General features: G+C 62.6%; 17 protein-coding genes and 1 pseudogene. 8 read left to right on the plus strand and 10 right to left on the minus strand.

The window, feature by feature from the left end; genetic code table 11:
• Window positions 1-5: 5 nt before the first annotated feature.
• From LDZ26_RS19865 to LDZ26_RS19875, 3 genes are all read left to right on the plus strand, one after another.
• Complete coding sequence (locus LDZ26_RS19865; protein ID WP_255775098.1) at window positions 6-998, plus strand: AMP-binding protein; 993 nt, start codon at window positions 6-8, stop codon at window positions 996-998.
• Between the two features lie 259 nt (window positions 999-1,257).
• Complete coding sequence (locus tag LDZ26_RS19870) at window positions 1,258-1,806, plus strand: TetR family transcriptional regulator (protein ID WP_244850960.1); 549 nt, start codon at window positions 1,258-1,260, stop codon at window positions 1,804-1,806.
• Window positions 1,807-2,042: 236 nt separating this feature from the next.
• A complete protein-coding gene (locus LDZ26_RS19875) occupies window positions 2,043-2,384 on the plus strand; it encodes a BON domain-containing protein (RefSeq protein ID WP_244850961.1) in 342 nt (113 codons plus the stop codon).
• Between the two features lie 103 nt (window positions 2,385-2,487).
• Here LDZ26_RS19875 and LDZ26_RS19880 read toward each other — a convergent pair whose 3' ends face one another.
• From LDZ26_RS19880 to LDZ26_RS19900, 5 genes are all read right to left on the minus strand, one after another.
• On the minus strand, window positions 2,488-3,954 hold the full coding sequence (locus LDZ26_RS19880) for a tyrosinase family protein (protein ID WP_244850962.1): 1,467 nt from the start codon (window positions 3,952-3,954) through the stop codon (window positions 2,488-2,490).
• A 399-nt stretch (window positions 3,955-4,353) separates the two neighbouring features.
• Window positions 4,354-5,007 carry a hypothetical protein gene (locus tag LDZ26_RS19885; protein ID WP_244850963.1) on the minus strand — a complete coding sequence of 218 codons (654 nt, stop codon included), beginning with the start codon at window positions 5,005-5,007 and terminating at the stop codon, window positions 4,354-4,356.
• A 16-nt stretch (window positions 5,008-5,023) separates the two neighbouring features.
• Entirely contained in the window at window positions 5,024-7,051 is a 2,028-nt protein-coding gene (locus LDZ26_RS19890; RefSeq protein ID WP_244851102.1) for an alkaline phosphatase family protein, read from the minus strand.
• A gap of 558 nt (window positions 7,052-7,609) precedes the next feature.
• On the minus strand, window positions 7,610-8,791 hold the full coding sequence (locus LDZ26_RS19895) for a diguanylate cyclase domain-containing protein (RefSeq protein ID WP_244850964.1): 1,182 nt from the start codon (window positions 8,789-8,791) through the stop codon (window positions 7,610-7,612).
• Between the two features lie 235 nt (window positions 8,792-9,026).
• The gene (locus LDZ26_RS19900) at window positions 9,027-9,329 is read right to left on the minus strand and encodes a hypothetical protein (protein ID WP_244850965.1); all 303 of its coding nucleotides are present in this window, start codon (window positions 9,327-9,329) and stop codon (window positions 9,027-9,029) included.
• 203 nt (window positions 9,330-9,532) lie between these two features.
• Between LDZ26_RS19900 and LDZ26_RS19905 the strand changes: the two genes are divergently transcribed.
• On the plus strand, window positions 9,533-9,925 hold the full coding sequence (locus tag LDZ26_RS19905) for a hypothetical protein (protein WP_244850966.1): 393 nt from the start codon (window positions 9,533-9,535) through the stop codon (window positions 9,923-9,925).
• Between the two features lie 615 nt (window positions 9,926-10,540).
• Here LDZ26_RS19905 and LDZ26_RS19910 read toward each other — a convergent pair.
• From LDZ26_RS19910 to LDZ26_RS19920, 3 genes and pseudogenes are all read right to left on the minus strand, one after another.
• A complete protein-coding gene (locus LDZ26_RS19910) occupies window positions 10,541-11,275 on the minus strand; it encodes a Crp/Fnr family transcriptional regulator (protein WP_244851103.1) in 735 nt (244 codons plus the stop codon).
• 647 nt (window positions 11,276-11,922) lie between these two features.
• A complete protein-coding gene (locus tag LDZ26_RS19915; RefSeq protein WP_244850967.1) occupies window positions 11,923-13,464 on the minus strand; it encodes a methyl-accepting chemotaxis protein in 1,542 nt (513 codons plus the stop codon).
• A 28-nt stretch (window positions 13,465-13,492) separates the two neighbouring features.
• Window positions 13,493-13,980, minus strand: a pseudogene (locus LDZ26_RS19920) (chemotaxis protein CheW).
• A gap of 343 nt (window positions 13,981-14,323) precedes the next feature.
• Here LDZ26_RS19920 and LDZ26_RS19925 point away from each other — a divergent pair.
• From LDZ26_RS19925 to LDZ26_RS19940, 4 genes are all read left to right on the plus strand, one after another.
• Window positions 14,324-16,045 carry a methyl-accepting chemotaxis protein gene (locus LDZ26_RS19925; RefSeq protein WP_244850969.1) on the plus strand — a complete coding sequence of 574 codons (1,722 nt, stop codon included), beginning with the start codon at window positions 14,324-14,326 and terminating at the stop codon, window positions 16,043-16,045.
• Between the two features lie 123 nt (window positions 16,046-16,168).
• Window positions 16,169-16,432 (plus strand): hypothetical protein, encoded by a 264-nt coding sequence (locus LDZ26_RS19930; protein ID WP_244850970.1) that lies wholly within the window; start codon window positions 16,169-16,171, stop codon window positions 16,430-16,432.
• The gene (locus LDZ26_RS19935; RefSeq protein WP_370650756.1) at window positions 16,422-16,859 is read left to right on the plus strand and encodes a response regulator; all 438 of its coding nucleotides are present in this window, start codon (window positions 16,422-16,424) and stop codon (window positions 16,857-16,859) included. The genes LDZ26_RS19930 and LDZ26_RS19935 overlap by 11 nt, the downstream gene beginning before the upstream one ends.
• Before the next feature lie 1,018 nt (window positions 16,860-17,877).
• A complete protein-coding gene (locus LDZ26_RS19940) occupies window positions 17,878-20,181 on the plus strand; it encodes a filamentous hemagglutinin N-terminal domain-containing protein (RefSeq protein ID WP_244850972.1) in 2,304 nt (767 codons plus the stop codon).
• A gap of 158 nt (window positions 20,182-20,339) precedes the next feature.
• Here LDZ26_RS19940 and LDZ26_RS19945 read toward each other — a convergent pair whose 3' ends face one another.
• Window positions 20,340-22,325, minus strand: a complete 1,986-nt coding sequence (locus LDZ26_RS19945) for a hypothetical protein (protein ID WP_244850973.1) — start codon at window positions 22,323-22,325, stop codon at window positions 20,340-20,342.
• Between the two features lie 323 nt (window positions 22,326-22,648).
• Window positions 22,649-23,719, minus strand: a complete 1,071-nt coding sequence (locus tag LDZ26_RS19950; RefSeq protein WP_244851104.1) for a DUF3443 family protein — start codon at window positions 23,717-23,719, stop codon at window positions 22,649-22,651.
• Window positions 23,720-24,096 lie beyond the last annotated feature (377 nt).

A 24,096-nucleotide genomic window follows, 5' to 3' on the forward strand; every position in this document is an offset into this window, starting at 1 on the left:
AGCGCGTGCTCTCCTATCTGCCGCTCGCGCATACGGCCGAGCGTTCGTTCGTGGAGGCCAATTCGCTGTGCTACGGCTTTGGCGTGTTCTTCAACGACAGCCTCGCCACCTTCGTACAGGATTTACTGCGAGCGCGGCCCACGGTCTTCATCTCCATGCCGCGCCTTTGGACGAAGTCTTATCAGGGCATCTGCGCGAAGCTGTCGCCAGAGCAACAGGCGTTGCTGCATAAGGACACACCCGAAGCCGGCGCGCTCAAGCGCCAGATTCTGACCATGCTCGGCCTGGACGCAACGCGGCTTGCGTTCACCGGCTCCGCGCCGCTGCCGGAGGAGATCACGAATTGGTACCGCGCGCTCGGGCTCGAACTACTGGACGTCTACGGGATGACGGAAAACTTCTCGTATTCGCACTACAGCCGCCCGGGCCTGGTGCGCCTCGGGTATTCGGGTCAGGCGATGCCCGACGTCGAATGCAGGATCGCCGAGAACGGGGAGATCCTGTTGCAATCGCCCACGATGATGCTCGGGTACTATCGCCAGCCCGACCTGACCGCCGAGAGTTTCACGGAAGACGGATTCTTCAAGACGGGCGATCGAGGCGAACTCGATGAGATCGGCCGCCTGAAGATAACGGGTCGCGTGAAGGAGATCTTCAAGACGAGCAAGGGCAAATACGTGGCGCCCGCGCCGATCGAAAACCGGCTGAGTCATCCGAAGGTGGAAGCCGTCTGCGTCACGGGGCCGGCGTTCGCGCAACCGTTCGCGCTCATGATGCTGTCGGCGGCGGCGCAGGGTGAGCTCGACGCCCCCGCGACGCGCGAGGCGTTGCGGGCGGAACTGCGCGCGTTGCTTGAAAACGTGAATGCGACGCTGGAAGACCACGAGAAGATGGACTTCATCGTGGTCGTCAAGGATTCGTGGCGGATCGACAGCGGCCTGCTCACGCCGACGATGAAGATCAGGCGCGGCAGTCGACTTAGCGCGTGCCGGTACTGACCGGCATGGTGGCAAAGAGAGCCGATGCTGCCGCCCCTCGAAACGAGGGGTGAACGCGCGCGCGGCTGCCTATAGTTGGAGCGGACGTGCCGCAGGTCGGAGCGGACGTGTCGCAGGCCGCAGCGCAAGAACGCGGCCGCCATCATCGGGGGCGGGGATGCATCGAACGGATTGTCCAGGGACACTGGCCGGGCACGACTGCGTGGTCCGCGTGAAGCGGCCGCCGGGGCTACGCAAGGCGCCGCGCCAGGCGCGCTCCGTGGCGCTCGTCACGGCATTGAAGGAGACCGGCCGCAGCATTCTGGAAAGCGAAGGGCGCGAAGCGCTGACGGCGCTGCGCGTGGCGGAAAGCCCGGGCGTCGCCATCAGTTCGCTCTACGAATACTTTCCGACCATGGATTCGCTGATCGGCGCCGTGTTCGACGACTACCGCAGGGAATCGCGCGATGCACTGCTCGCGGCGATCGCGGCGTTGCCGGCAAGCGCGACGCTGTTCGACGGCATCCTGCTCACGCTGACGGTCGGGCTCGGCGTGCATCGCAAGAAGATGCTGCTCGATCCGGCCTGCAACGCGCGCTCGATTCACTACGACGAACTCGTGCGACTGGATCTCGTGAAGGCGGAGGATATCTGGCATCCGGGCGCGACGCCGACACGAAGGGCGCGCTTCGAGTCCGAAATCCGCGTGCGGGATGCGAAAAAGGCGCGGTTCATGGCGCTTCACACGTTACTGGCGCTGCCCCGCGCGATGGTGCTCGATTTGCTCGCACGAATGATTCATGCGCTGCTTACGACCGCATCGCGGTAAGGCGCGGCCTTCCGTACCGCGCTGATCAGTCGCGCCCCCTATTCACGAGGGGGCGGGACAGCGGTCAATGCGTCTATGCTTGCGGTGCAAACAGGATCGTAGGCGACGGCGTTTCGCTGTACGAATGAGTTCGCGTTCGACAGCGCGCGCGTTGCCGGTCCAGCGTTGAAGCACATCTGCCGCGCTTGCTTTGGCTGGCGCGGTCATTTCAGGGGAACATGGTGAAGCAATTGAAGATGTACTTCCTTCTCCCGGCCTTGTGCGCGACCCTCGCCCTGTCGCATGCCCACGCCGCGAGCGACGTTCCCGCGAGCGCCGAGGCCGCCTCCGCCCCTCGTCAGCAAGACAAGGCCGCTGATCGCGCACTGCGCAAGGACGTCATCCGCTCGCTCACTCGCACGAAGGGGCTCAACACTGCGCGCATCACGGTGCGCGTGAAGAACGGCGTCGTGATGCTGCAAGGGTCCGTTCCCAACCAGTCGGAGATCGACCTGGCGACACGCGCGGCGTGGAGCACGCCGGGCGTCGCGTCCGTCCGGAACAGCCTCACCATCCAAGGGCCGATGGGCAGCGAATAGGCTCGCGCGTTCGCGTGACGAAGAACGCGCGAGCACAAAAAAGCCCGTCGCGACGCAACGGGCTACGGGCTACGGGCTGTTCGCTTCGACGCCGGCAGCAGCTTTAGTTCGGAGTCGTCGAGAGTTCGATGCGAAGTTCGTTCGCGGACATCGCCACGCCCGTCGGCGAATTCGTGCCGTTGACGCGCACCAGCGAGACGACGACCTGCTTCAGTTCTGCGGGCGACAGGCCTTGCAGCGCATCGTTCGCAGGCAGCGTCAGCGTGCCGCCGGCGTGATGCATGGCCGCCGACACCTCGAACGGTCCGATCGTTCCCACGAAGCGGGCTTGCGCGCTCGGATCGGCGTCTCCGGCAGACGGCAAGTTGACGTACACGTTATAGAAGTAGCCGCCTTGTTTGCCGAGCGACGTGACCATCATCGAGTCGAAGACGATGTTCACATACTTGGCCTGACCGGGCGCTGCCTGGGCGTTCGGGCTGGCGCTCGTGGTCGCCGATGTGGCCGCCGAAGTGGCCGCCGAAGTGGCTGCGGTCGACGTCACCGCCGTTTGCAGAGCCGTCACATCCGACGATGCCAGCGTGACCGCCGCGCTCACCGAGCGTTCAGTGAGCTTGAGATTCGCCACGCCGCCGAGCGAGCGGCGACCGTTCGCGATGGAGCGCGGCCCGGTCGCGCTGAAATTGCCGATGGTCGGACGGGTGCGGATCGGCGGAATCTGCGCCTGCACGCGGATGATTCTCCCCTCTTGCGCGCTGGGCGGCATCGACGTCGGCAACGCGTTGCTCGCGTACGAATAACCCAGCGCCGAGGGCTGGTACGTCTTCGACTTGGATATCGTGAGTCCGGACGCGTATGTGAACGAGCCGCTCCAGTAGGAATCCGTCGGCGCCGGGTAATTGGTTCGCGCGAGGCCCGCCCAACCGTCGAACAGGCGGTCGACGTTCGCATGGTGCAGGTAGAAGATCGGATCGGTCGGCGACTGCATGTCGGCCATCCATCCACCGATAATGTCGTGTACCGGATTGTGCGGCGCATTCTCGAACGACGCTTCGTACGAATTGCTGGTGCCGCGCTGGAAGTTATTGACCTGCGTCGAGAACGGCGCCATGGTCAGCGCGTTATAGACGTTCGAGTTCACGCGGCCGGACACGTATAACGGATTACCCGTCGCGCTATCGAGAAATTCGGTCGGAATCGTCGGATGCGCGTAGTAATCCCAATAAGGCAACGTGAGCGAACTGTCTCCACTGACGGTTCGCAGCTGCTGTTCGAAATAATACAGATAGCCTCGGTGCCACGCGAAGAAGTACGGCTTCATGTGCGGGCAGTAGTTCACATGCACGTTCACCCAGTACGCCCACGAAGTGGGCTTGCTTGCGTCGGTGACGGCCTTCATCAACTTGATGGCATTGAGAAACGACGCATATTGGGGCGTCGTTTTAAACGTTTGCCATTCGAGGCGGACATGGCCCGTGGTAGCCATGCTGGGAATGGGAAGCGACATCAACGCCGCAGCGGACGCAGAGCTCTTCAGGAAGGTCCGGCGACTATAGGGGTTCTTTGCCATCTTGATTCTCCTGCGGCTAAATCGATGTATTGTGCGCGGGCACGCGTTAGGGGCCGTGTGCACTGGCAGATGCACAAGGCGAGATCATGAGTGCGGTATCGGACCGACCGGACATACGATACCCGTCATCGCGCGCGCGGTAAGCCGCAGTTGGCGCCGGAATGTGGCACGCCGCACAATGTTCGGTTGTGCGGGGCGGCGGGTGAAGGGGATTTGAAGGGAAGGGCCCGGACAGACGCGCAATCCGACCGGTCGGTCGGATTAGTGTGCCGCGGCGCTCGCGCAACGCTTTGTACGTGTGCGCTTCGCTAATCCGCCACTTGGATTTGCAGATGAAAGACCCGCAGGCCCGCTCGGCTCTTGTATTCGTTCTGTTGAGCGGGCGGGCCTTAGGCGGGATCAATCGTTGTCAAGCTCGGCATTCGCATCATTGCGCACGAAGCCGGTATCGTGTAGTTGGAAGGTATCGTGCGGTAGACGTTCACGATCGACCGCAGTCACGCGCCACACGACGCCCTGCGCGCCGGACCAGATCACGAGCGGCAAGCGGTCCTTCTCGCTCCAGCAGACGCGATGCGTCTCGCCCGCCTGCTCGATCCCATACCACCTGCATGTCGCCAGGGGCGCGTCGATCTTGGGCGGCGCCTCGGCCGGCACGATGCGGTACGCGCCGACCGGATGCCGCAATCCGTGCGACAGATCGAACCAGTCCGAGAAGCGCCCCAGACGCACGAGGTTGTTCCGGTCGATGCGCGTCGTGATGCGCTTGTCGTAGTCGACGACGATCATCTGATAATCGGTCGGGTCCGAAGCATCGCGAATCACGTACGTGTCGACAGCATCGTCGGTGCGGCGGCGCAGGCGCGACTCGCCATCGCGCCAGACCTGCATCGTGTGCAGGCCGTCGCGCGCCGAATACTTCACCGTGAAGTGCAGCGTCGGCGGCTCGCCCTGCGCGGAAAACGCGGATTCGAAGGTCGGCGCATGCGCCTTTTTCGGCGCGGCGTGCGCGGAAGAACAGATCAGAAACGCGCCGCACAGCGATGCGAGCATCGCCGCGCGGCCGCGCTTAATGGCGAATGGCCTTGGCATAGTCGAAGTAGCGATAAGTCTTGTTGTCCACGGTCAGATCCTTGACCGCGAGGTTGATCGTGTAGGTGCCCTGCGCGAGAGACGTGTCGGCGGTGGCGCCGGTCGGGTCCGTGGGCAGCTCGAAGCGCAAGCCCGTGGCGACCGAAGGCGGCGTGACCACCGACGCCGCCACGCTCGGCGTCGCGCTGCTCGCGGCATTTTTGAGCGATTCGTTGATGATGCGCCCGTCGGCCTGCGGCATCGACAGACCGAGCAGATAGGCGACCGTCGGCGCGACATCGACGTTGCCGGTCGGCGTGCTGACGACCGTCGACGGCTTGAACGACGGACCGTTCGCGATCAGCGTGTTGTGCACGTCGTTGACGCCGAAGCTGCCGTGCATGCCGCGCTGTCCGCCCACGCTCTCGAACTCGATGCCGGGCATGCCTTGCACGCTCGTCTGGTCGTCCCACGTGAAGCTCGCGACCACGTCCGGCTGGCCGTTGTTCTGGCGCTGGGCGTTTTCGAGGTTCACCATCGACATCGGCAGGGTGCCCGGCAGGTTGCCGTAGCGGCTATCCACGAAGATCGCGCCGAACTCTTCGCGCTGTTGCAGCACTTGCACGAGCTTGCGAACGGTGGCGGGATCGTGGCCCGGCACGTAGAAGTAGTCGGAGCCGCCGTTCGCCGCAATGACGATGCCGTTCGCCGGCAAGCTGCCGACCGCCGGCACCTTGAAGCTCGCGACGGGCGTTGGCAGGTTGGCGCTGATCGCCTGATATTTCGTGTTGGCCGCGCCGCACAGCGTGCCGGTCGTATCGTTCTTCAGAGGCACCGTGGGCGTGCCGTTCGCCGTCAGACCGTACATGGCCGACGTGACGCAGCCCGAGCCGTCGTAGGCGTTGAAGCCGCGGAAGGTGAGGAGGTCGGCGGAGCGCACGTCGCCGGAAAACGAGTAGCCGTTCGCGTTGACGGCGCCGAGCGCGGCGGCGTCGGCGCCGCTCGTCGAGCCGTTGACGGGGCTGCCCGAAGGCGGCGTCGCGGACGGCGTGATGGCGCGCAGCGGATACAGCGCGAGCGGACCCGACACGCTCGAATGCCCGTGGTCCGATACGACGACGATATTGGTCGTCTCGTAGAGATTGTTGGCTTTCAGGCCTGCGATCAGCTCGCCGAGCCGCGCGTCTTGCGAACGCAGGCCGGCCTTCATGTTCGACGTGCCGGGACCATAGCCGTGCTCCACGTTATCCGGCGTGCGGAACCAGATGAGCGACAGCATGGGCTGCTTCTTCGGCAGGATGTACTGCGTGAAGACGGACATCATGTACTTGTTGGCCGCGTCTTCCGGCGCGCCTTGCGTCGTGTCGGCGCTGTCGCGCGCGGCGACCGTGAGCTTGCCTGCCGGGTCGTAGGCCGTGGTGTTGAACGTGACGTAGCCGGCGCGCGCGGTCGGATCGCCGTTGCTGGAAGCGAGCGTGACGGCGTCGTTGCCGGAATAGCCGAACACCGTATTCTTCGGCACGGCGATGTTCGCGGCCTGAAGTTCGGAGACGAGGCTGCGCGGCTGCACGGTGTTTTCGTCGAGGAAGTAGCCGCCCTGATTCAGGTTCTGAATGTACGCCGCGCCGGATTTGCCGATGGCGGCCGTCACGATGCCGGCGGCCTGCGCGGTGGCAAACAGGCTTTTGACGAGCAGCAACTGGCCGCCGTAGTAGTTATTGAGCGTGGTCAGGACTTGATAGTCCTCGGTGAACACGGGATCGACGTAATCCTGACTCGCGCCCGAAGCCGACTTGCCGACGGGGATCGTGTTCGACGCGCCTTGCGGCGGCGTCCAGAAGGTATTGCCGTAGAAGCCGCTCGTCTTCGGGAACGAGCCCGTCGCGAACGACGAGCCGTTCATCATCGTGAAGGTCGGATACGTCGAGTGATTGTCGGTGAAGTTGACGCCGGCCTGACGGAGCGCGTAGAGATTCGGCGTATCCGCTTGGGTGACCGAGTCAGGGCGCAGCCCGTCCCACACCATGATGACGGTGCGCGTGGCCTGCTGAGGGTTCGGATGCGACGCATCATGTCCGCCGCAACCGAGTAAAGACACACTGCCCACCAGGGCCATCGACCAGAAACGCAGGCTCGCCATTCGATTTGCTCCGTTAGTCTTCAACATCGTTTAGAGCAGCGAGGCTAAAGACGCAGGATTACAAGGAAGTGACAATGCTTGCGATTGTCTACTTCGGGCGCTGGGGGGATGGGAGCGATACGTTGAATGGACGCTGGAGGCGTCGAGTGCGATGCTTCGGGCGAAAGAGGAGTCGAGACTTAGCTCTTGCCTTTGTGTGTCTGTCCAGATTGGACAGGATCAATGCTCAGTGCACGCGAACGCCCAGATGGAACCGATGACCATTGCCATCGACCTGGCCAAGCGCTTTTTCCACATTCACTATGTTGAGCCTGAGACTGGCGCGATTTACCGCAAGCTGCTCAAACGCGCCCGAGTGAGACGCGCGGCAAATTGCTCTAGCCGCTGTGAGTTTGTCCGTTAGAACGTCCCCGCCAGCGCTCGGATGCCGACGCACGTAGGCGCTTATGCAAGCGCCATTGCTGAACCCGTGTCGCTGAACCGATAACCTCCGCCGGCCCGCTTCGCTTCATACATCGCCGCGTCGGCCCTCTTCAGAAGGCCCCCAAGTGACTCGCCCGCCGCCTCGCGCGTGGCGATTCCGATGCTCAAGCCGACCGGTAAGAAGTCATCGGCCAGCGGCCGGACTGCGGAAAGAAGCCGGTTGCATAGATGGCCGATCTGCTGACGATTCTCGAGTCCGGGGGCGATAAGAACGAACTCGTCTCCGCCGACTCGGGCAAGGGTGTCCCCTGAGCGCGTGACATCCCTAAGCAGGTCGGCGACGCGGCGCAGGAGGGCGTCTCCGGTCGCATGGCCCAACTCGTCATTGACGGACTTGAAGCCATCGAGGTCGATAAATAGTGCGGTGACGGGACCGCCAGCGTCGCTCGGGCCGTCCTTCAATTGATCCAGCGTCCGGTCGAGCTCCCGCCGATTCGGCAGTCCGGTCAATGCGTCGCGGTACGCTGCGCGACTCATCCGCTCGGTGCCACGCACTACGCCCCGGAATGCCCTCCGTTGCATCCTGAAAGCGAAGGCGAGCAGTGCTGCGACGGCAACCAGTAGCCCGGCAAAAGCAAAGCCGGTCAACTCGACACGGACAGTCTCGTCAGCAAGCCCCGCAACTCTCCTGTCCTCACACTCGGCGGCAAGCTGGGCGATCTGCTCGCGTATCCGGTCCATGGATTCCTTGCCTGCATTGGTCCTCACGACGCGCATCGCATCGTTGTACCGCCCGTCTCTTTCAAGCTCGATCGTCAGCGTGAGCTCGTCCAACTTCTTCTTCAGATCCGCGCCAATGTCTTTCAGCGCCGCTTGCTGCTGCGCGCGCCGCAGTGACTGAGTCAATTCCTGCAGCGATGTCAATGCTTGAGCTTTGCCACTCTCGAACGGGTCGAGATAGAGTTGGCTGCCGGTCAAAAGATAACCACGTTGACTGGTTTCTGCCCGCTCGACGCCGCTGAGCAGAGCGTTGCTTTGCTTGATAAGGGCCGAAGCGCGGTTCTCCAGGCGAACATCGTCGATGACCGCGCGCGCCTGAAACACCGATGCGATCGCGCAGGCTATGAGCACGGCGACGATGACCGCGTAGATCATCATGGAGCGCCGGTGCTCTACGGCGATGGTTTCTCGAATGTCAGTCATTTTTGTCGGAAAGGACCCGCCACTGATTGCGCGCGACCATACCGATTTTACTGTCGGACCGCACAAACAGAAGGGCGAATAGGCAGGTTTTCCACTGTTTTCTCGCGACGCCGAGAGAGAATCAGGAAAGTGTTACCTTCTCAGTGGTTTTCGCCAGCTGACCGACACCGACTCGGGCTAACGGCAGTGCAAGCTGGCGCGCTCGAAACGGCGCGCGACGGCGAGGCGAAGTCAGCTACGCATGTCGAAATACTTTGCCGACCAAGCTGTCATAGTCGGCGGGTTCAGTTCGGACAATCGATACGATCATCTGTGCGAACGCGGTATCCGGCAGCAGCTCATTCGCCAATACGCGTGCGGTACGCAGCGAGACGACGTTGCGTACGGGCTGCGGATTCATCTCGTCGCTAATGGAGAATATGAATCGGTGAAGCTCGCCTGAGTCCGATTCTGCGGCTTCGTGAGCGTGGATCGTCGCTTTGACATGCATCGTGACTCCTTCTCCTTTCGTCGCGAACAACCTGATCAGTCTGAGCATAGACGATTCCTGGACGACGCGCGTTTTGGCCAAACGCCGGCGCGGTTCGCTCGCCCGCTATCCGCAACGTTGGCTGCATGACGCGCTTGGCGCAGCTCTTCTCCTCAAGGTTTCCGTCGTATTGCCGATATTCACGTGCCGACGAAGAGCGCCATCCGCGATTCGTCGCGCCCGATAACAGATAACAACACCGACGAGGGGTTATGAAGAAGTTCGCATTCGCCGCTGCTATTGCCGCAGCCACTTTCGCACTGGCTGGCTGCGCCGGCACCGGTAACGATTCGCTGCGCTCGGAAACAGAGGCGACCGTGTCGACGAAAATCGTCGACGGCAAGACAACGAAGGACGAGGTCCGCAGCATGTTCGGATCGCCCCTGAAAACTGAGTTCACCGACGGGGGATTGGAAATCTGGCACTATGAGCTGACCAAGCTGCATTCGGATGCAGTCAACTTCATTCCGGTCGTCAACCTCTTGGGCTCCAGCGCGAGCGGCAAGAAGAAAGAGTTGGTCGTTCTGTTCTCCACCGATAACATCGTGAAGCGCTATTCGATGAGCGAATCAGTCGTCTCGCACAAGACCGGCATTTTCAATTAGGAACAAGGCGCGAGACGCTAGGCGCCCGGAGCAGCCGCTCGCGCGGATATTCTGGGCTGTCCGGCTTGGTTCGTTCGGTCCCGAGGGCGGAGTGCTTTGAAGCTGAAAGAATCCAACCACTGGTCCCGGGCGCGCGCAAAATCGACAACCACTGCATAAGGAACAACGAAATGCCCCGACGCTTTCTCACTCTGCTGATCATCGTCTCGGCGCTGGTCGGGTTGTCGGCTTGTAATACGGTCGCTGGTTTCGGGCGGGATGTCACTGATTCGGCGAACGCCGTTAAGCGCGTCGTTTTCTGAATCGCCGCCGCATTGCTTGCTGACGGCGGCGAGGGGACTGGACGGCGCTTCAGTGTGCTCGTGAACAACGTCTGATGCAGCGCGCAGCCTGGCGATGACGGCCATGGTTCTTCGAACGGGCCGGGTTCTGCACCGACTCAACGCCGTTTAGTCAAATACCGCGGCCAACTCCGGGTGACCGCATAGTCTCGACCCGGCCGGTAAGGTGGCCACCGGCGGGAAAACCCACCGTACGAGGTAACGCGAGCGATAGCTGCGTCATTAGCACGAGACAAGGCGCGAACCCCGACGCGCCGTCTCATAGTTAGGTATCCTACGCAAGTGCATCCGCCTGACGCGTCCCCGGCAGCATCCGATCGAACTCGCGCTTGACGATGCCATAGCACTCGCACGAGCGCGCTTCGAGGGCCGTCCGGTCGAGCAGCTTGACGCATCCGCGCGTGTTATGGACAAGCCCCGCGTCGTGCAGCTTCCCGATCGCTTCGGTGACCCCTTCGCGACGCACACCGAGCATGTCGGCGATCGATTGCTGCGTGACTCGCATCTCGTCCGACCGTACACGGTCCGCTTGAATCAGGAGCCACCGGCACACTTGCTTGCTCAGCGCGTGATGGCGATTGCACGCGGCGGTCTGGGCCACTTGTGTGAGCAGCGCTTGCATATACAGAAGCGTGATGCGCCGGAGCAGGTCCGAGCGGCCGAAGTGCTCTCTGAGTGCGCTGGCGGTCATGCGGTACGCCGACCCTGCTACCTGTACCTGCACGCGCGCGGGCATGGTGTCCCCGCCGGTCAAAACCGGCACGCCAGTCATGCCTTCGCGTCCGATTGCCGCCACTTCGACGCTGCCGCCGTCTTCCATCGTGTGCAACATCGTGATGACTGCTGTCGTCGGGAAGTACACGTGGTGGATGCGTTTGCCCGAGTCGCAAATAAGCTGCCCCGCGCGCAGCTGAACGAGTTCGAGGTCTGCTGCTACGAGTTCCCATTCCAGCGAGGGAAGGGCGCCCAGCAAATGATTGCCGTGAAGGTCCGACTTGAATGTCAACATTTGGTCTCTCGTCTTGTCGCGCTGTACTTTATTTCGGCCGCGTTCCGTATTCGGATCGAGCGATTCGATCCGCCGAAGTCTTGCGGCCGACCCCGTAGCACCGTCGCGCTGTCCGCTTTCGAACGGAACGCGCCATTTTTTATGTGCCTGCTCATACATAAGCGAGAGCCGTGCCAAAGCTCATACCAGGAGGGGATTAGGCCGACAGTCACCGGCGCGCTCCGGTCGCTGTGCGCGGTTTTGATTCATTCGTGATTCGTCGAAAAGGCACGCGATAGGGGCATCGCTCCGCGCTTTGCACGATATGGTCGAGTTAAAACGTTTGCGGAACCTTGTTACTGCGGAAAATGGCGTGAGGAGGCGGGTAGGGAGGAACTTAATGAGGCGTTTAAGAACGTTGCAAGGACGGTGGCGATGTCCGGGCGCGAATAGCTACCTGTAAGCCTCGCGGCCCCGAGGCGTGCGATACGTGCATCGAGCAGAAATGTTGCATTCTTGCGCGATGCAGTCTCCTCGGCGACCGAGGGTGCTGATGCTCCTCGTTCGCGACGCGAAGGCGGCGTGCGCCTCGCGAGTCAAGACCGCTGGCGTGCGAGAACGCCAATCCTTCCCCGCACGCGGTACTAGAGGCGCGCCCTGCTGTCCGCTCAGGCGGCCGTCTTGAAGACGGACATCGTCGCGCGCAGTGTTTCGGCCTGATCCTGAAGGGAACCGGCAGCGGCCGCCGCCTGTTCGACGAGCGCGGCGTTCTGCTGCGTGACCTCGTCCATCTGGCTGATGGCCTGGTTCACCTGCTCGATGCCGCGGCTCTGCTCGTTCGATGCAGATGCGATCTCGTCCATGATGTCGGTCACCTTCTGAATCGCCGAGCCGATCTTTTGCATCGTCTCGCCCGCGCGGCCAACGAGTTCCGTACCGTTACGCACGCGCGAACTGGAGACTTCGATCAACTCGCGAATCTCCTTCGCCGCCGTAGAGGAGCGCTGCGCGAGGCTGCGCACTTCGCCCGCGACCACAGCGAAGCCGCGGCCCTGCTCGCCGGCGCGCGCCGCTTCCACCGCAGCGTTCAGCGCGAGGATGTTCGTCTGGAAGGAAATCCCTTCGATCATGCCGATGATCTCGCCGATCTTGTGCGAGCTTTGCTCGATCTCGGCCATCGTCCCCACGACGTCGCCTACGATCGTCGCGCCTTCTTGCGCAACGTCGCGGGCATTCCCCGCCAAGCCGCTGGCCTGACGCGCGTTTTCAGAGTTGTGCTTCACCGCCGCGGTCAGTTCCTCCATGCTCGCTGCGGTTTCTTCGAGCGATGCCGCCTGCTGCTCGGTGCGCGATGACAAGTCCGTGTTGCCGACAGCTATTTCACGGCTTGCGCTCGCAATGGCGTTCGCGGAGGTCTTCACGCTGTCGACCGCGCCGAGCAGTTGAGCACGCATGCGAGCCATCGAATACATGAGGCTCGAGCGGTCGTCGGGCGCCGTAGCGACCTCGACCGCGAGATTGTTGTCCGCGATCTGGTTCGCGACTTCAGCGGCGTATGCCGGTTCACCGCCCATCGAGCGCAAAATGCCGCGATTCAGGCGCAACACGACAACGCTCAGCACAACAGCCATCACCGCAAGCGCGCCGATGCTCCATTCGAGCGACGCGTAGAACGACGCATCGATGTCATCGATGTAGACACCGGTGAGAACGAACCAGTCCCACGGCTGATACACCGACACGTAGGACATCTTGGGCTGGACTGCATTGGTGCCGGGTTTCGCGAACGAATAGTACATGTAGCCTGCGCCCTGGCGCTTGCCCACATCGATAAGCTCGCGGTACACGTAGAGGCCGTTCGGGTCCTTGAAATCCATCATCGTCTTGCCGACGAAATCCGGCTTGAAAGGATGCACAAGCACTTTGGCCTGTGAATCGAACACGGTGAAGTAGCCGTTGTCACCGAAGCGAATATCACGGATGGCGTTGAGCGCGCCTTGCTTCGCTTGATCCTGCGTGATCGCGCCGCTACTGGCCTGCTGGGCGAATTCACGAATGATGCTGTTCGTGACTTCGGTGGCGTGCTTGATGTCTAGCTGCGTCTGTTCAGTGCGGATCGAGCGCATGCGCAATGCATCGGCAATCGAGACTCCGGCGAGGCATACGAGGCAAAGCAGCAGAGGAAGCCAGAGTTTTTTGGAGAAGGTCATGTCGTTAGCGGGTGGGTTCGTTGGCGTGTCAGGCGGTAACACTTTCGATCAGCGACATTTCTTCGCTGGTCACGAGTTTCTCGATGTCCATCAGGATCAACATTCGGTTGTCGATCGTCCCGATGCCGGTGATGTAGTCGGTGTCGAGCGTCGAGTTGAAGCCCGGCGCAGGACGAATCTGCTCGGGCGTAAGCGTCTGCACGTCCGATACGCCGTCAACGACGATGCCGACCACGCGGCCGGCCACGTTGAGCACGACGACAACCGTCTGTTCGTCATACGCGGCGCGCTCCAACTCGAATTTCAGGCGCATATCGGCGATCGGCGCGATCACCCCGCGCAGGTTGATCACGCCCTTGATGAACACGGGTGCATTGGAAACGCGCGTCACCGCGTCGTATCCGCGAATTTCCTGGACCTTGAGAATGTCGATGCCGTACTGCTCCTGGCCCAGGTTGAAGATGAGAATTCCTGGCCGCCCGCTTCGGGCGCACCGTGTCTGTGATCGCTGTTCATTTCCGCAAGTGCTGGTTCGAGGGTACTCGCGCACCCACACCCCAGGGCGGACGCGCGCCGTAGTTTCAGACAACGGCATCGTGGAAAGAAACTGAACAGCGCGCCGCACGTTTCTAAGTTCTCCGGCTGGGTCGCAAACTTTGCGACTCCCGATCAGCCTGTCCAGCGGCAAGGACCACGAGATCTGTGGCGCAAAGGCTCGCGGCACGCACTGCGGCGTTGTTCCTGGCAATAGTTACCGCAGAACACCAATATATCGGGCGGCGGTGAACCGTTTGTCCTCGACTGTTGTGCGTGCGTTGCCGATAACCATTGAAATGCAATCGCCACTAAAGGAGCTCACATGCAGTTCAGGAATATCCGCATCGCAGCCAAGCTCGGTATCGGCTTCGGCATCGCCCTGTTGTCGCTGTGCTTGATCGGCGGCTTGGCTTTGCTTCAAGTCTCGCGGGTTTATCGAGGTACGGAAGACATCGCGCAGAACTGGTTACCCAGTGTGCAAACGCTAAGCGATATTCGCGCATCGGCGAACGCCGTCAGACGTGCGACGTTGGTGATGGTGCTGACGACCGATGCTCAGGAGAGGGAAAGACAAGTGCAGAAGCACACCGATGCTCTGCAAGCGCTCAACAGCGCGATCTCCAAATATCAGACGATGGTGTCCTCGTCGGAAGAGAAGCAGGTCTTCGACGATCTGAAGGCCGCGTTGTCGGTCTACCTGACGGCCGACGCAAAAATCGTTTCAATGGTACGCGACGGCGATGGCCACTTCGACGAAGTTCGCCTCCTTGCTGGAAATGAATCTTCTCTTCTCTTGGCACCGGTGATGGAGTTGATCGACAAGGATGTCGCGATCAACAGAAAGGGCGCCAACGATGCGGCCGACGCGGCCGCCAGTAATTATCACAGTACCTTTGTTGTGACGGCGATTTTGCTGGTGCTCGCCTTGCTCGGCAGCGTCGGCGCCGCCGTGCTGATCACGCGCTCCATCGTGGCGCCGATTCGTCGCTCGGTACAGGTGGCAGAGACTGTCGCCGAAGGCGATCTGACGTCCGTGATCGTCGACGACGCGAAAGACGAAACGGGCCAATTGTTGCGTGCACTTCGCAACATGAACGAGCGTCTGTCTGACCTCGTCGGTCAGGTCCGCACGGGAAGCCAGAGCATCGCCACCGCGTCTGCACAGATCGCAGCGGGCAACACTGACCTCAGCCAGCGAACCGAAGAGCAGGCCGCGTCGTTGGAAGAGACGGCCGCGAGCATGGAAGAACTGACCTCGGCGGTGAAGCAAAACAGCGAGAACGCCATGCAGGGCAACAAGCTCGCATCGAACGCGTCTGAGCTAGCGGAACGCGGGGGCGAGGTCGTTGGCCGTGTTGTCGAAACGATGAAGGAAATCAGCGCGAGTTCGTCCAAGGTGGCTGAGATCATCGCAGTGATCGAGGGCATCGCCTTTCAGACGAATATTCTTGCGCTGAACGCGGCTGTCGAAGCGGCTCGGGCAGGCGAGGAGGGGCGAGGCTTCGCCGTCGTAGCCGGTGAGGTGCGCACGCTGGCACAGCGAAGCGCAACGGCTGCAAAGGAAATCAAAGACCTGATCGGTGCATCGGTCGATAAGGTCAGCGTCGGCTCGCAGCTTGTCGAAGAGGCGGGCGAGACAATGACCGAGGTGGTGACGTCGGTGAAGCGCGTCGCGGACCTGATGGGCGCGATCTCCGCGGCTTCGACGGAGCAGCACGCGGGCATCGAACAAGTCAACGTAGCCGTCTCGCAGATGGACGAGGTCACGCAGCAGAACGCCGCGCTCGTTGAACAAGCCAGTGCCGCCGCGCAGTCGATGGCGCAGCAGTCCGGTGCCCTGCGCGATGTCGTCTCGATCTTCAAGGTCAACGACGCCAGCAGCTTCGAACAAAAGCCGGTGGCCGCACGCTCGGAACCGGTGTTGCCGGCGGCGAGCGCTAGCGCAAAGTTGGCTCGACGGTCGTCGTCGCCTTCCCAACGCCCCAAGGCGGCCGTTGCAGCGGAATTCGCATCCGCCGACAGTGGCGATTGGTCGACGTTCTGATCGCGGAGGCGCCTCATGTCGCTAAAGACTGACGGCCCGAGGCCAGAGGCGCATTCTTCCCTGTTCCCGCCTTCCGACGAAGGACCGCAGAGGGATGTCGCGATTCGTCATGAGATGGGTGACATGGTCAAGCAACTGCATGAACTTCGTCGTCGGCTCGAGGAGATCGACGGCAAGCTTGCGCGGGACGCGGTCGAGGCGGTCATCAGGGCCTGCTTCCAACTAGACGAATTTCTGCGGTCATCCGGCACTTCGCCCGGCGGCGGGGTCGAGACAGGCCTCGCCATACGTCCGCGCGCAACTACGCAGTTGACGCCGCGTCAGGCCGCGCTCGCGCAGTTGGAACGGGCGCACAAAGAGAAAGAAGCATCAACAGATAAGGAGTAAGGAAATGCGGTTGCTGGTAGTCGATGATCTGACCACGATGCGCAGCTTGATTCGGAAGATGCTGAAGACGATCGGTTACACCACCATCGAAGAAGCAGTCGATGGCATTCAGGCGCTCGACAGGCTGAAAGAGCAGCGCTTTGACCTCGTCATTACTGACTGGAACATGCCCAATATGGACGGGTTGACCCTGCTGCAGGAAATTCGCAAGTCCGAGCATCACGGTGACGTACCGGTGCTGATGGTGACTGCCGAAAAGAAAAGAGAGAACGTGCTGGCGGCAATTCAAGCCGGTGCTAGCGGCTATGTCGTGAAGCCCTTCTCCGAGGCTGCACTGGCCGACAAGCTGGCGCAAATTGCGCCGCTTCCGAAAACCGATGCCGCCGAAGATCGCGGCTCAGCGGTCTTCGGTGCTGTCTTTATGTGACTACGTCGTCAGCGTAAGCCGGCATTCGTACGACACGAAGCTATGGCACGGCGGACGGCGGACGGCGGAGGCTCGCCGACCGTCGTTCGTTCAAAGGATGGCTGGTTTCGTTAGATACGCACGCCGCGGATAGCGGCGCGTCTGCGCGCGTCGTCGCATGAGACGGGGACCAGTCTGGCCTGCGGCATAAGGTGGCCGCTGATCTTGCGAATGATGCTGAAAATCCGTGACATCGCGCACCTCGAACGTTCGTTTCGGGAAGAAGCGGGCATTGGTGACCGCCTAATTGCGATGTCGGCCGCCCCATGCTGTTTCTTTAGAACTACCGACGGCTGTTAACCCTTACTTCCGCCGCCGCCGAGAAGGCCCCGGTTGCGCGGCCCGAGATCGACCAACGGCGGTTGCGGTCAATCGTCGTTGTTTTGGCGCATTGCTTTCATTTTCGGCGTCTGATTTTGCAGGCGCGTTCTGATAGCCGCGCCTGTCGCATCCCGACGAAACGGTGAAGAGCGTCCTGGCCTACGTCATCGCGTGTCCGCACACGAAATACAGGAATAAATCGCTGGGACGCGGTTTGCATCGACTATAAGCCCGCGTATCCGAATCCCGGCAAGAACCGCGTTGTTATACCTTTGGGTTTTTGTATAGTAACCAGCGCGAGGCGAGGCGGCCGCGATTTACAGCGCATATGCCAAGACTGACCCTCGGGGCACGCCTTCGCCGTTTCAGTACAAGAGCGCACCTGGCAACGGCGCGCGCTGGTCTGGGACGGTCGTTCGCTAACGCTACGCTACTCGAAGCATCCGCGGCCCGGTACTGGATGTAAGCGTTCTTTGTTAGTAGGCTATTAGAGGGCGGCGTCGCGCAAAGCCGCGCTTTTCGCCAATGCGCTTCGACGTTCCGCCCCGCAGGGGGCTGCGGAGGATTTATGCGCTTCAGTCGCTTGATGAGAAACGCGTACGTCGAACGGCAGCGCCGCCGTTTGCCGCCTTTCACCTCATCGCGGATGAGTACGGCGGTGCGGATCGCCTTCATCGCCGGCATCGCGAGCGCCGGCGCCCATGCGGCGCAGCCGCTGCCGGTCGGCGGGGCGTTCGTCGTCGGGACGGGCAACATCGCGCAGAGCGGCAACGTCCTGACCGTCACGCAGTCGGGGTATCGGGGCATCATCGAGTGGAAGGGATTCTCGATTGCGCCGGGCCATACAGTGTCGATCGCAAACGGCTCCGGCGCGACGCTCAACCGGGTCATCGGCAACGATGTCTCCGCCATCTACGGCACGCTCAAGGCGACCGGCAGCGTGTGGCTCATCAATCCGCACGGCGTGCTCATCGGGCCGAGCGGCGTGGTGTCGACGGGCGGGCGCTTCGTCGCCTCGACGCTCGATGTCAGCAACGACGACTTCAACGTCTCTTACCAGACCTTGTTCAAAGGCACGTCCAACGCGGATGTGGTCAACCTCGGCAAGATCAGTTCTTCCGGCGGCGACGTCTTTCTGATCTCGGCGCACAAGATCCTTAATGCAGGCACGATCGAGGCGCCCGCCGGCACGGCGGAAATGGCGGCGGGCCGCACGGTCAGTCTGGTGGACAGCACCTATGGCCCGCAGATCGGCGTCGCGGTCGGAAGCGGCGCGACCGTGACCGACTCCGGTCCGGTGCGGGCGGCGCTCATCAATCTGCAGGCGGCAGACGGCAATATCTTCGCGCTCGCCGGGCGATCCGGCGCATTGCGCGCCACGGCCACGGCCACGCGCGGCGGCCAGGTCTGGCTGGTCGCGGAAACCGGCACCGTGGATGCGCGCGGCGCGGCCATCAGCGCGCATGACGCGGACGGCACGGGCGGCGCGGTCAACGTGAGGGGCAGGAACGTGCGGATCGGCGGCGCGCAGATCGACACATCGAGGATAGAGCTCACCACTGCGGACTTCGCGATCGACGCACCCACGGCGCAAACGCTCGGCGCGAGCCTGAGCGGCGGCGCATCCGTGACCGTGAACGCGGACGGCGCGGACGGCAAGTTCGGCGCGAACGGCGAGGGCAACATCGACGTGGGCTCGAGCCTTCGCTGGACCGGCGCCGCGCCGCTTCAGTTGCTGGCTGCGCACTCGCTGAGCATCGCGCCGGGGGCGACGATCGCCAACGAGGGCAGCGCATCGCTCACGCTGAATGCGGATGCGCATGGCTTCGACAAAGGCGGCAGCGTGACCAATCGCGGGACCATCGACTGGTCGCGCAGCACAGGGATCGTATCGGCGTTATACGACATCAATGGCAGCTATACCGCAGGCACGGTCCGCACGAATGCGGCGTGGCGGCCCGCACCGTTCAGCGGCCTGCTCACGCAATACACCGCGTACAAGCTCGTCAATAGCGCCGCCGATCTCAGCGCGATAAAGAACGACCTCGCAGGCACGTATGCGCTCGGCAACAGCCTCTATGTTCCCAATGCAGGTGACGCCGCCAATATCGGCACGGCGGCCGCGCCTTTCGCCGGACAGTTCGACGGCATGGGACACGTACCGACGGTCGCGAACATGTCGGGCGGAACGACGACCGGCCTGTTCGGCGTGATCGGGCGGGGCGCCATCGTGCGCAACTTCACGCTTGCCGAAGCCAGCGCGAGTTCGGCGGGCGGCGCGGTCGGGCTGATCGCAGGCGAGAACGATGGGCGCATCGTGAACGTCGGCGCAACGGGCGAAGTCACCTCCACCGGTAGCGGCGGCCGCGCGGGCGGTCTGGTCGGCATCAATCGCGGCACCGTCGAGCAGGCCTGGACGGGCGTGACCATCGACGGCGCGGGCACGGTCGGCGGGCTGGCCGGACAGAACGACGGCACCGTGCGCCAGTCTTTCGCGGAAGGAAGGATGACGGCGGGCAATCAAGCGACGCTCGGCGGACTCGTCGGCCAGAACAATGGCCACATCACGCAGTCTTACGCGGATGCGACGCTGTCCGGCGGCGCGGTTGTGGGCGCGGTTGTGGGCGGGCTGGTCGGCGCGAATCGCGGTGGCATCTGCCAGTCGTATTCGGAATCGACCTTCACGCCGCCGGCGGGCACGAAGGCGGGCGGGATTGCCGGCGGGATTGCCGGGACGAACAGCGGGCGAATCGCCGGGAACGTGTTCTGGAACAAGGACGCGTTCATCGCGGCGGCGGGCGTGGGATCGGGCAACGCGGTGCCGGCGTCGAGCGGGCTGACGAACGAGCAGATCGGACAAACTTCCAGCTACGGCCCGAGCTGGAATTTCAGCGCCAATGGCGTCTGGTCCATGCCGAGTTCGTACACTGGACCGTATCTGCGCTGGTTCTTCGGATCGTGAGTGCATCTGACCGGGGCCGTCGCTCGTTGCCGCCAGCAGCGGCGCCATCAGGTCGCTGACCGGCGTTGAGACTTGCGGATGCACCTCTGCTTTTTTATGACGGCTGCCGAGCGACGACGATGCACCCGTCGCTCGGGCTGGCCAGTCCCCGACGACTCTTACTGCGCTGCTACGGTGTTCGCAGAAACCGGCGGCGTACCCACGCGATAGCATGAAGGAATGGACTTCGCATCCGGACGCTGGTACACGAGCTTGTAGCCGTTTGTCCCACTGGCCCATGACGCCTTCGATGCGAAGGTCAGCACGGGACCCGCGCTGTTGCTCGAACTCGCCGTCCGCGTGATGACGAGCGGCGCGAGCACCGGATCGGCCTGCACCTTGTCGGCATCGATGATACGGCGCACGTGCGAGAGGCTTGCCGCGTACCAGTCGGCTTTCATCGTCGCATTCTTGATGACGAAAGGGCGATACGCCGGTCCGGCATAGTGACTGTCGATGATCATCCAAGGGTCCGTGTCCGCCGATCCGCCTAGCTCGGATACCGGCACGGCCTTGCCATCGGGGGTCATCAGGTACGACGCGAGGTCAACGCCGAGACGCGATCCGACCTTGCCGAGCGTATCGAGGCCGAAGTGCGCCGGATCGCTCGCCCTGAGTTCGCTGTAATGCTTGCCGGTCCAGGTGATCACGTGCGAGACGTCGTAGCCGTCCGCCGTCGTGACCGTGCCGACGTCGGCCGAAACCGTCGCCTTCTGCGTGATATAGAGCAGGTCGCCCGGCTTGAGATAATCGACCATGCTGGCGATGTTGCCCTGGTTGATGTCCAGCAACACGCCCGGCTCCTGCTGTCCCGAACTCACCAGCGGATCGTCGCCGGTGGAGCATGCCTGCGAACCGATACCCGTTTCGAGGTTGTTCGTTGCCTGCGTCAGGCCGGCGAAGTTGTACACCCATGACGTGAAGTCGGAACAATCGACGCCTTCCCACTGAATCTCGTCGCTCTTCGTCAAACGCGCGAGGCTCTGCGATCCATCGGCGCGACGGTTCGCCGTGCAGGTCATCTTGGACGTGCTGCCACCGGAAGTACCGCCGGAAGAAAAGTTGCGGAACTTCCCGGGCGACGTCGGCGGCAGCCAGCCGGGAATGTGATGGTGGCAATAGTTGATGCCCTGATCGACCCAGTAGTTCTCCACGGCCATGACGAGCTCGCGCTGGAACGCGCCGACATCGCTGCCGCAGGCTGCGGCCGTGACCGGGCCGTAGCTCGCGGCGAACGGCCCCCACGTGCCGCCGTTGGCGAAGCTTTTCCAGTTCGCCACGGTGACGCCGTTTCCGAGCTGTGCCTGAACCTCGTTCTTTCGATTGGCGAAGAGCGTGCCGAGCTCGCTCAGGAGCTTGTCGCGATCCGTACACGCCGCGCTGCTGACGGACACCGAGGCCGCATGGCCCGGGATCACGTTCTTGAGCGCCGACAACGTCTTGATGCCGGACTTGTTGCGAGCGCCGCCGACGTAAGCGGCCGCGGCCGTGGTAATCGCGCAGTTGCCGCTGACCGGTGCGTCGAGCGAGCCGTCCGCATTGATGTTGCCCGCACCCGCGTTGCATTGCGCGAGGGTGTCGCCGTTGCCCGCTTGCGCGACGATATTCTGCGTGCTGTCGACGACCGAAAGGCCGAGCGACGTGCGGCTTTGTGATTCGGCGCCGAGCGCGAGGGCCATCTTCGCGCCGTCCGAAACATCCGTCGTGGCGCCGGTCGAGACGAACGTCGGCGCGGTCTCGCCCACGTCGATATCGCCCGCGAACGCGTTCACACGCGACATTGCCGACGCGATGTTGTCGGCCGTGAGGCCGCCCGCGGCGCGCGCGTCGGCGACGACGGCGTTCGAGTACATGGAGACCACCATCTGCGAGGGCGCGGTCAGATACACCGCGTCGAGTTCGCCGTTGAGTGTAGTCGTGACGCCCGTTGCTTCTTCCTCGTAAGAACCGCCGGTGACCCGGACGAACACCGGATAGTGCAGTGCCGATTTGAGCACGAAGGAGCCGTCGGCTGCGGTGGTCGTCGTCGTGACCGGCTTGTCGGACACGGTGCCGTCCGCCGCGAGCTCATGGACTTCGACCGTCGCGTGACTGAGCGGACCCATGTAGACACTGCCGGCGCTGGACGGCCCGGACCCGCCGCCGCACGCGACAAGGGCGGAGCATGAGAAGACGGCAAGCGCTGCGGTACTGATAAGGGTTGGCTTCACGATTTCAGAGCGATCATAAGTGGGTTGATTGAATGGCGATGCGCTCACGGTGCGCTCGCCAATTTCGTTTCCCTGATGAAGCGATCGCCTCTCCGATGCGCTTTTCAGTTTCCGAACCATGACGACCTTAACGGCGTGCGGATTATCGACTTGAGGCTCGTGCGAACCGGTCCGGCACGATGTCGCTGGCGAAGGTGTAATTCTTTCCGGCGAACGCGTTACGGAAAGACTGCATCGGAGAACGCGTAATAGGCATTGCCCGACCCGCTGGAACCATCAGTCATCCGAACGAACACTTTGCGTCCGACGAAAAAGGGCATGCCCCAGACAAATGCGCGCGAGTCCTGGTTAGCGACCATGGCGACGTTTCTGAATGCGCCGTTGCCGCTGCGCACCAGACTGGCCGAATCGCCGACGCGGAACTTCGCGGTCGCATCCGTCGTTTGGCCCTTCAGCGTCGCGGAGAACTCTGCTTCGGGCGTTGCGCACCAGTGGGAGCCGCACTCGCGCGCTTCAGCCGGCGAAGTGGCGAAGTAATATTCTTCGGTGCCGGTATCGAAGTAGCTTGCGGAATAGGACTGCCCGTTCCAGACCGTGGTGAAGGTTCCATCCGGCGCGAGATCGACCACGTTGGTCACGTCGAGCGCATTGTTCGAGCGCGTTCCAATGCCGAGCGTAAGCGTTCCCGGCGTGGCGATGGCGCCTGACGCTGGAACGGGCTGGACGTCGAGCACGTAGCCATTGTTGTCGGAGGGAAGTGCCGCGATCGGATGAACAACACGGAAAGTCGCCGGCACCGGCTTCGCAATGGGCGTGCATCCATCCACGGTGCACTCGTAATATCGCGGTGTCCTGAGCGAAATGAAGCATGGGTCCTTGCAGTCATTCAGGGAGACCGCAGCGATGCCGAGTGTTCCGTTCGACGTCGGCTTGCCGCCATTCAAACAGGAGTCGGGGCGTGGATGATCCGCATATGATGCGCTTGCTTCATCGACGATCTGGATCGGAACACTGGATGCCTGCATCGCAGCCAATCTGAGATCCACGCGCGTGACGACTCCCCACGCAGCCGAGGACACGAAGCGATAGCATTCCGCCAGCGCATGAGCGTCGGGTCCTGCCGTCGCGGGGAAGAGTTCAGGATGCTTGAGCGCCGAGCGCTGCAATCTCAAGCCGACGGAGCCCGTGTCCACCATCACGTTATCCACCGTCTCGCACACGGACGTGCCGGGCACGCAGACTGTCACGCTGATCAAGGCCCGGTTGATGTCGTAGTTCGGCGTCTGCACGCTCAACGGTATGACGTTGTCGGCAAGAGCGGTCGCAGCGTTGGACGAATTCGTCGCGACGATGGTCGGGCCGGGTCGACCGGTGGCGGCTGCCGCCGGACCCGATGCACCCGCAGCAGATGTCGCCCCCGTCGAGGAGGTCGCGTTGGCCGCCGCAGCGTTCTCGTTCGACGGCGTAGCCGAGCTTGCTCCGCACGATACGAGAAAGGGAAGCGCGAGAATAACGAGGGTGCCGAGGAAACGTCGCATGTCTGTTCATGTCCGGAATGATGGCTGCGCCCCGGGCACGGACCGGGCGGTTCGTGCCGTCCGTGACATCGGTTGCAGTGCCGCGCATATCGTCGGAAGAACGTGCGCCGCTTCGATGCTTCGGGAGA

The sequence above is a fragment of the Caballeronia sp. SL2Y3 genome (assembly GCF_022879575.1).
In the GTDB taxonomy this organism is placed as follows: domain Bacteria; phylum Pseudomonadota; class Gammaproteobacteria; order Burkholderiales; family Burkholderiaceae; genus Caballeronia.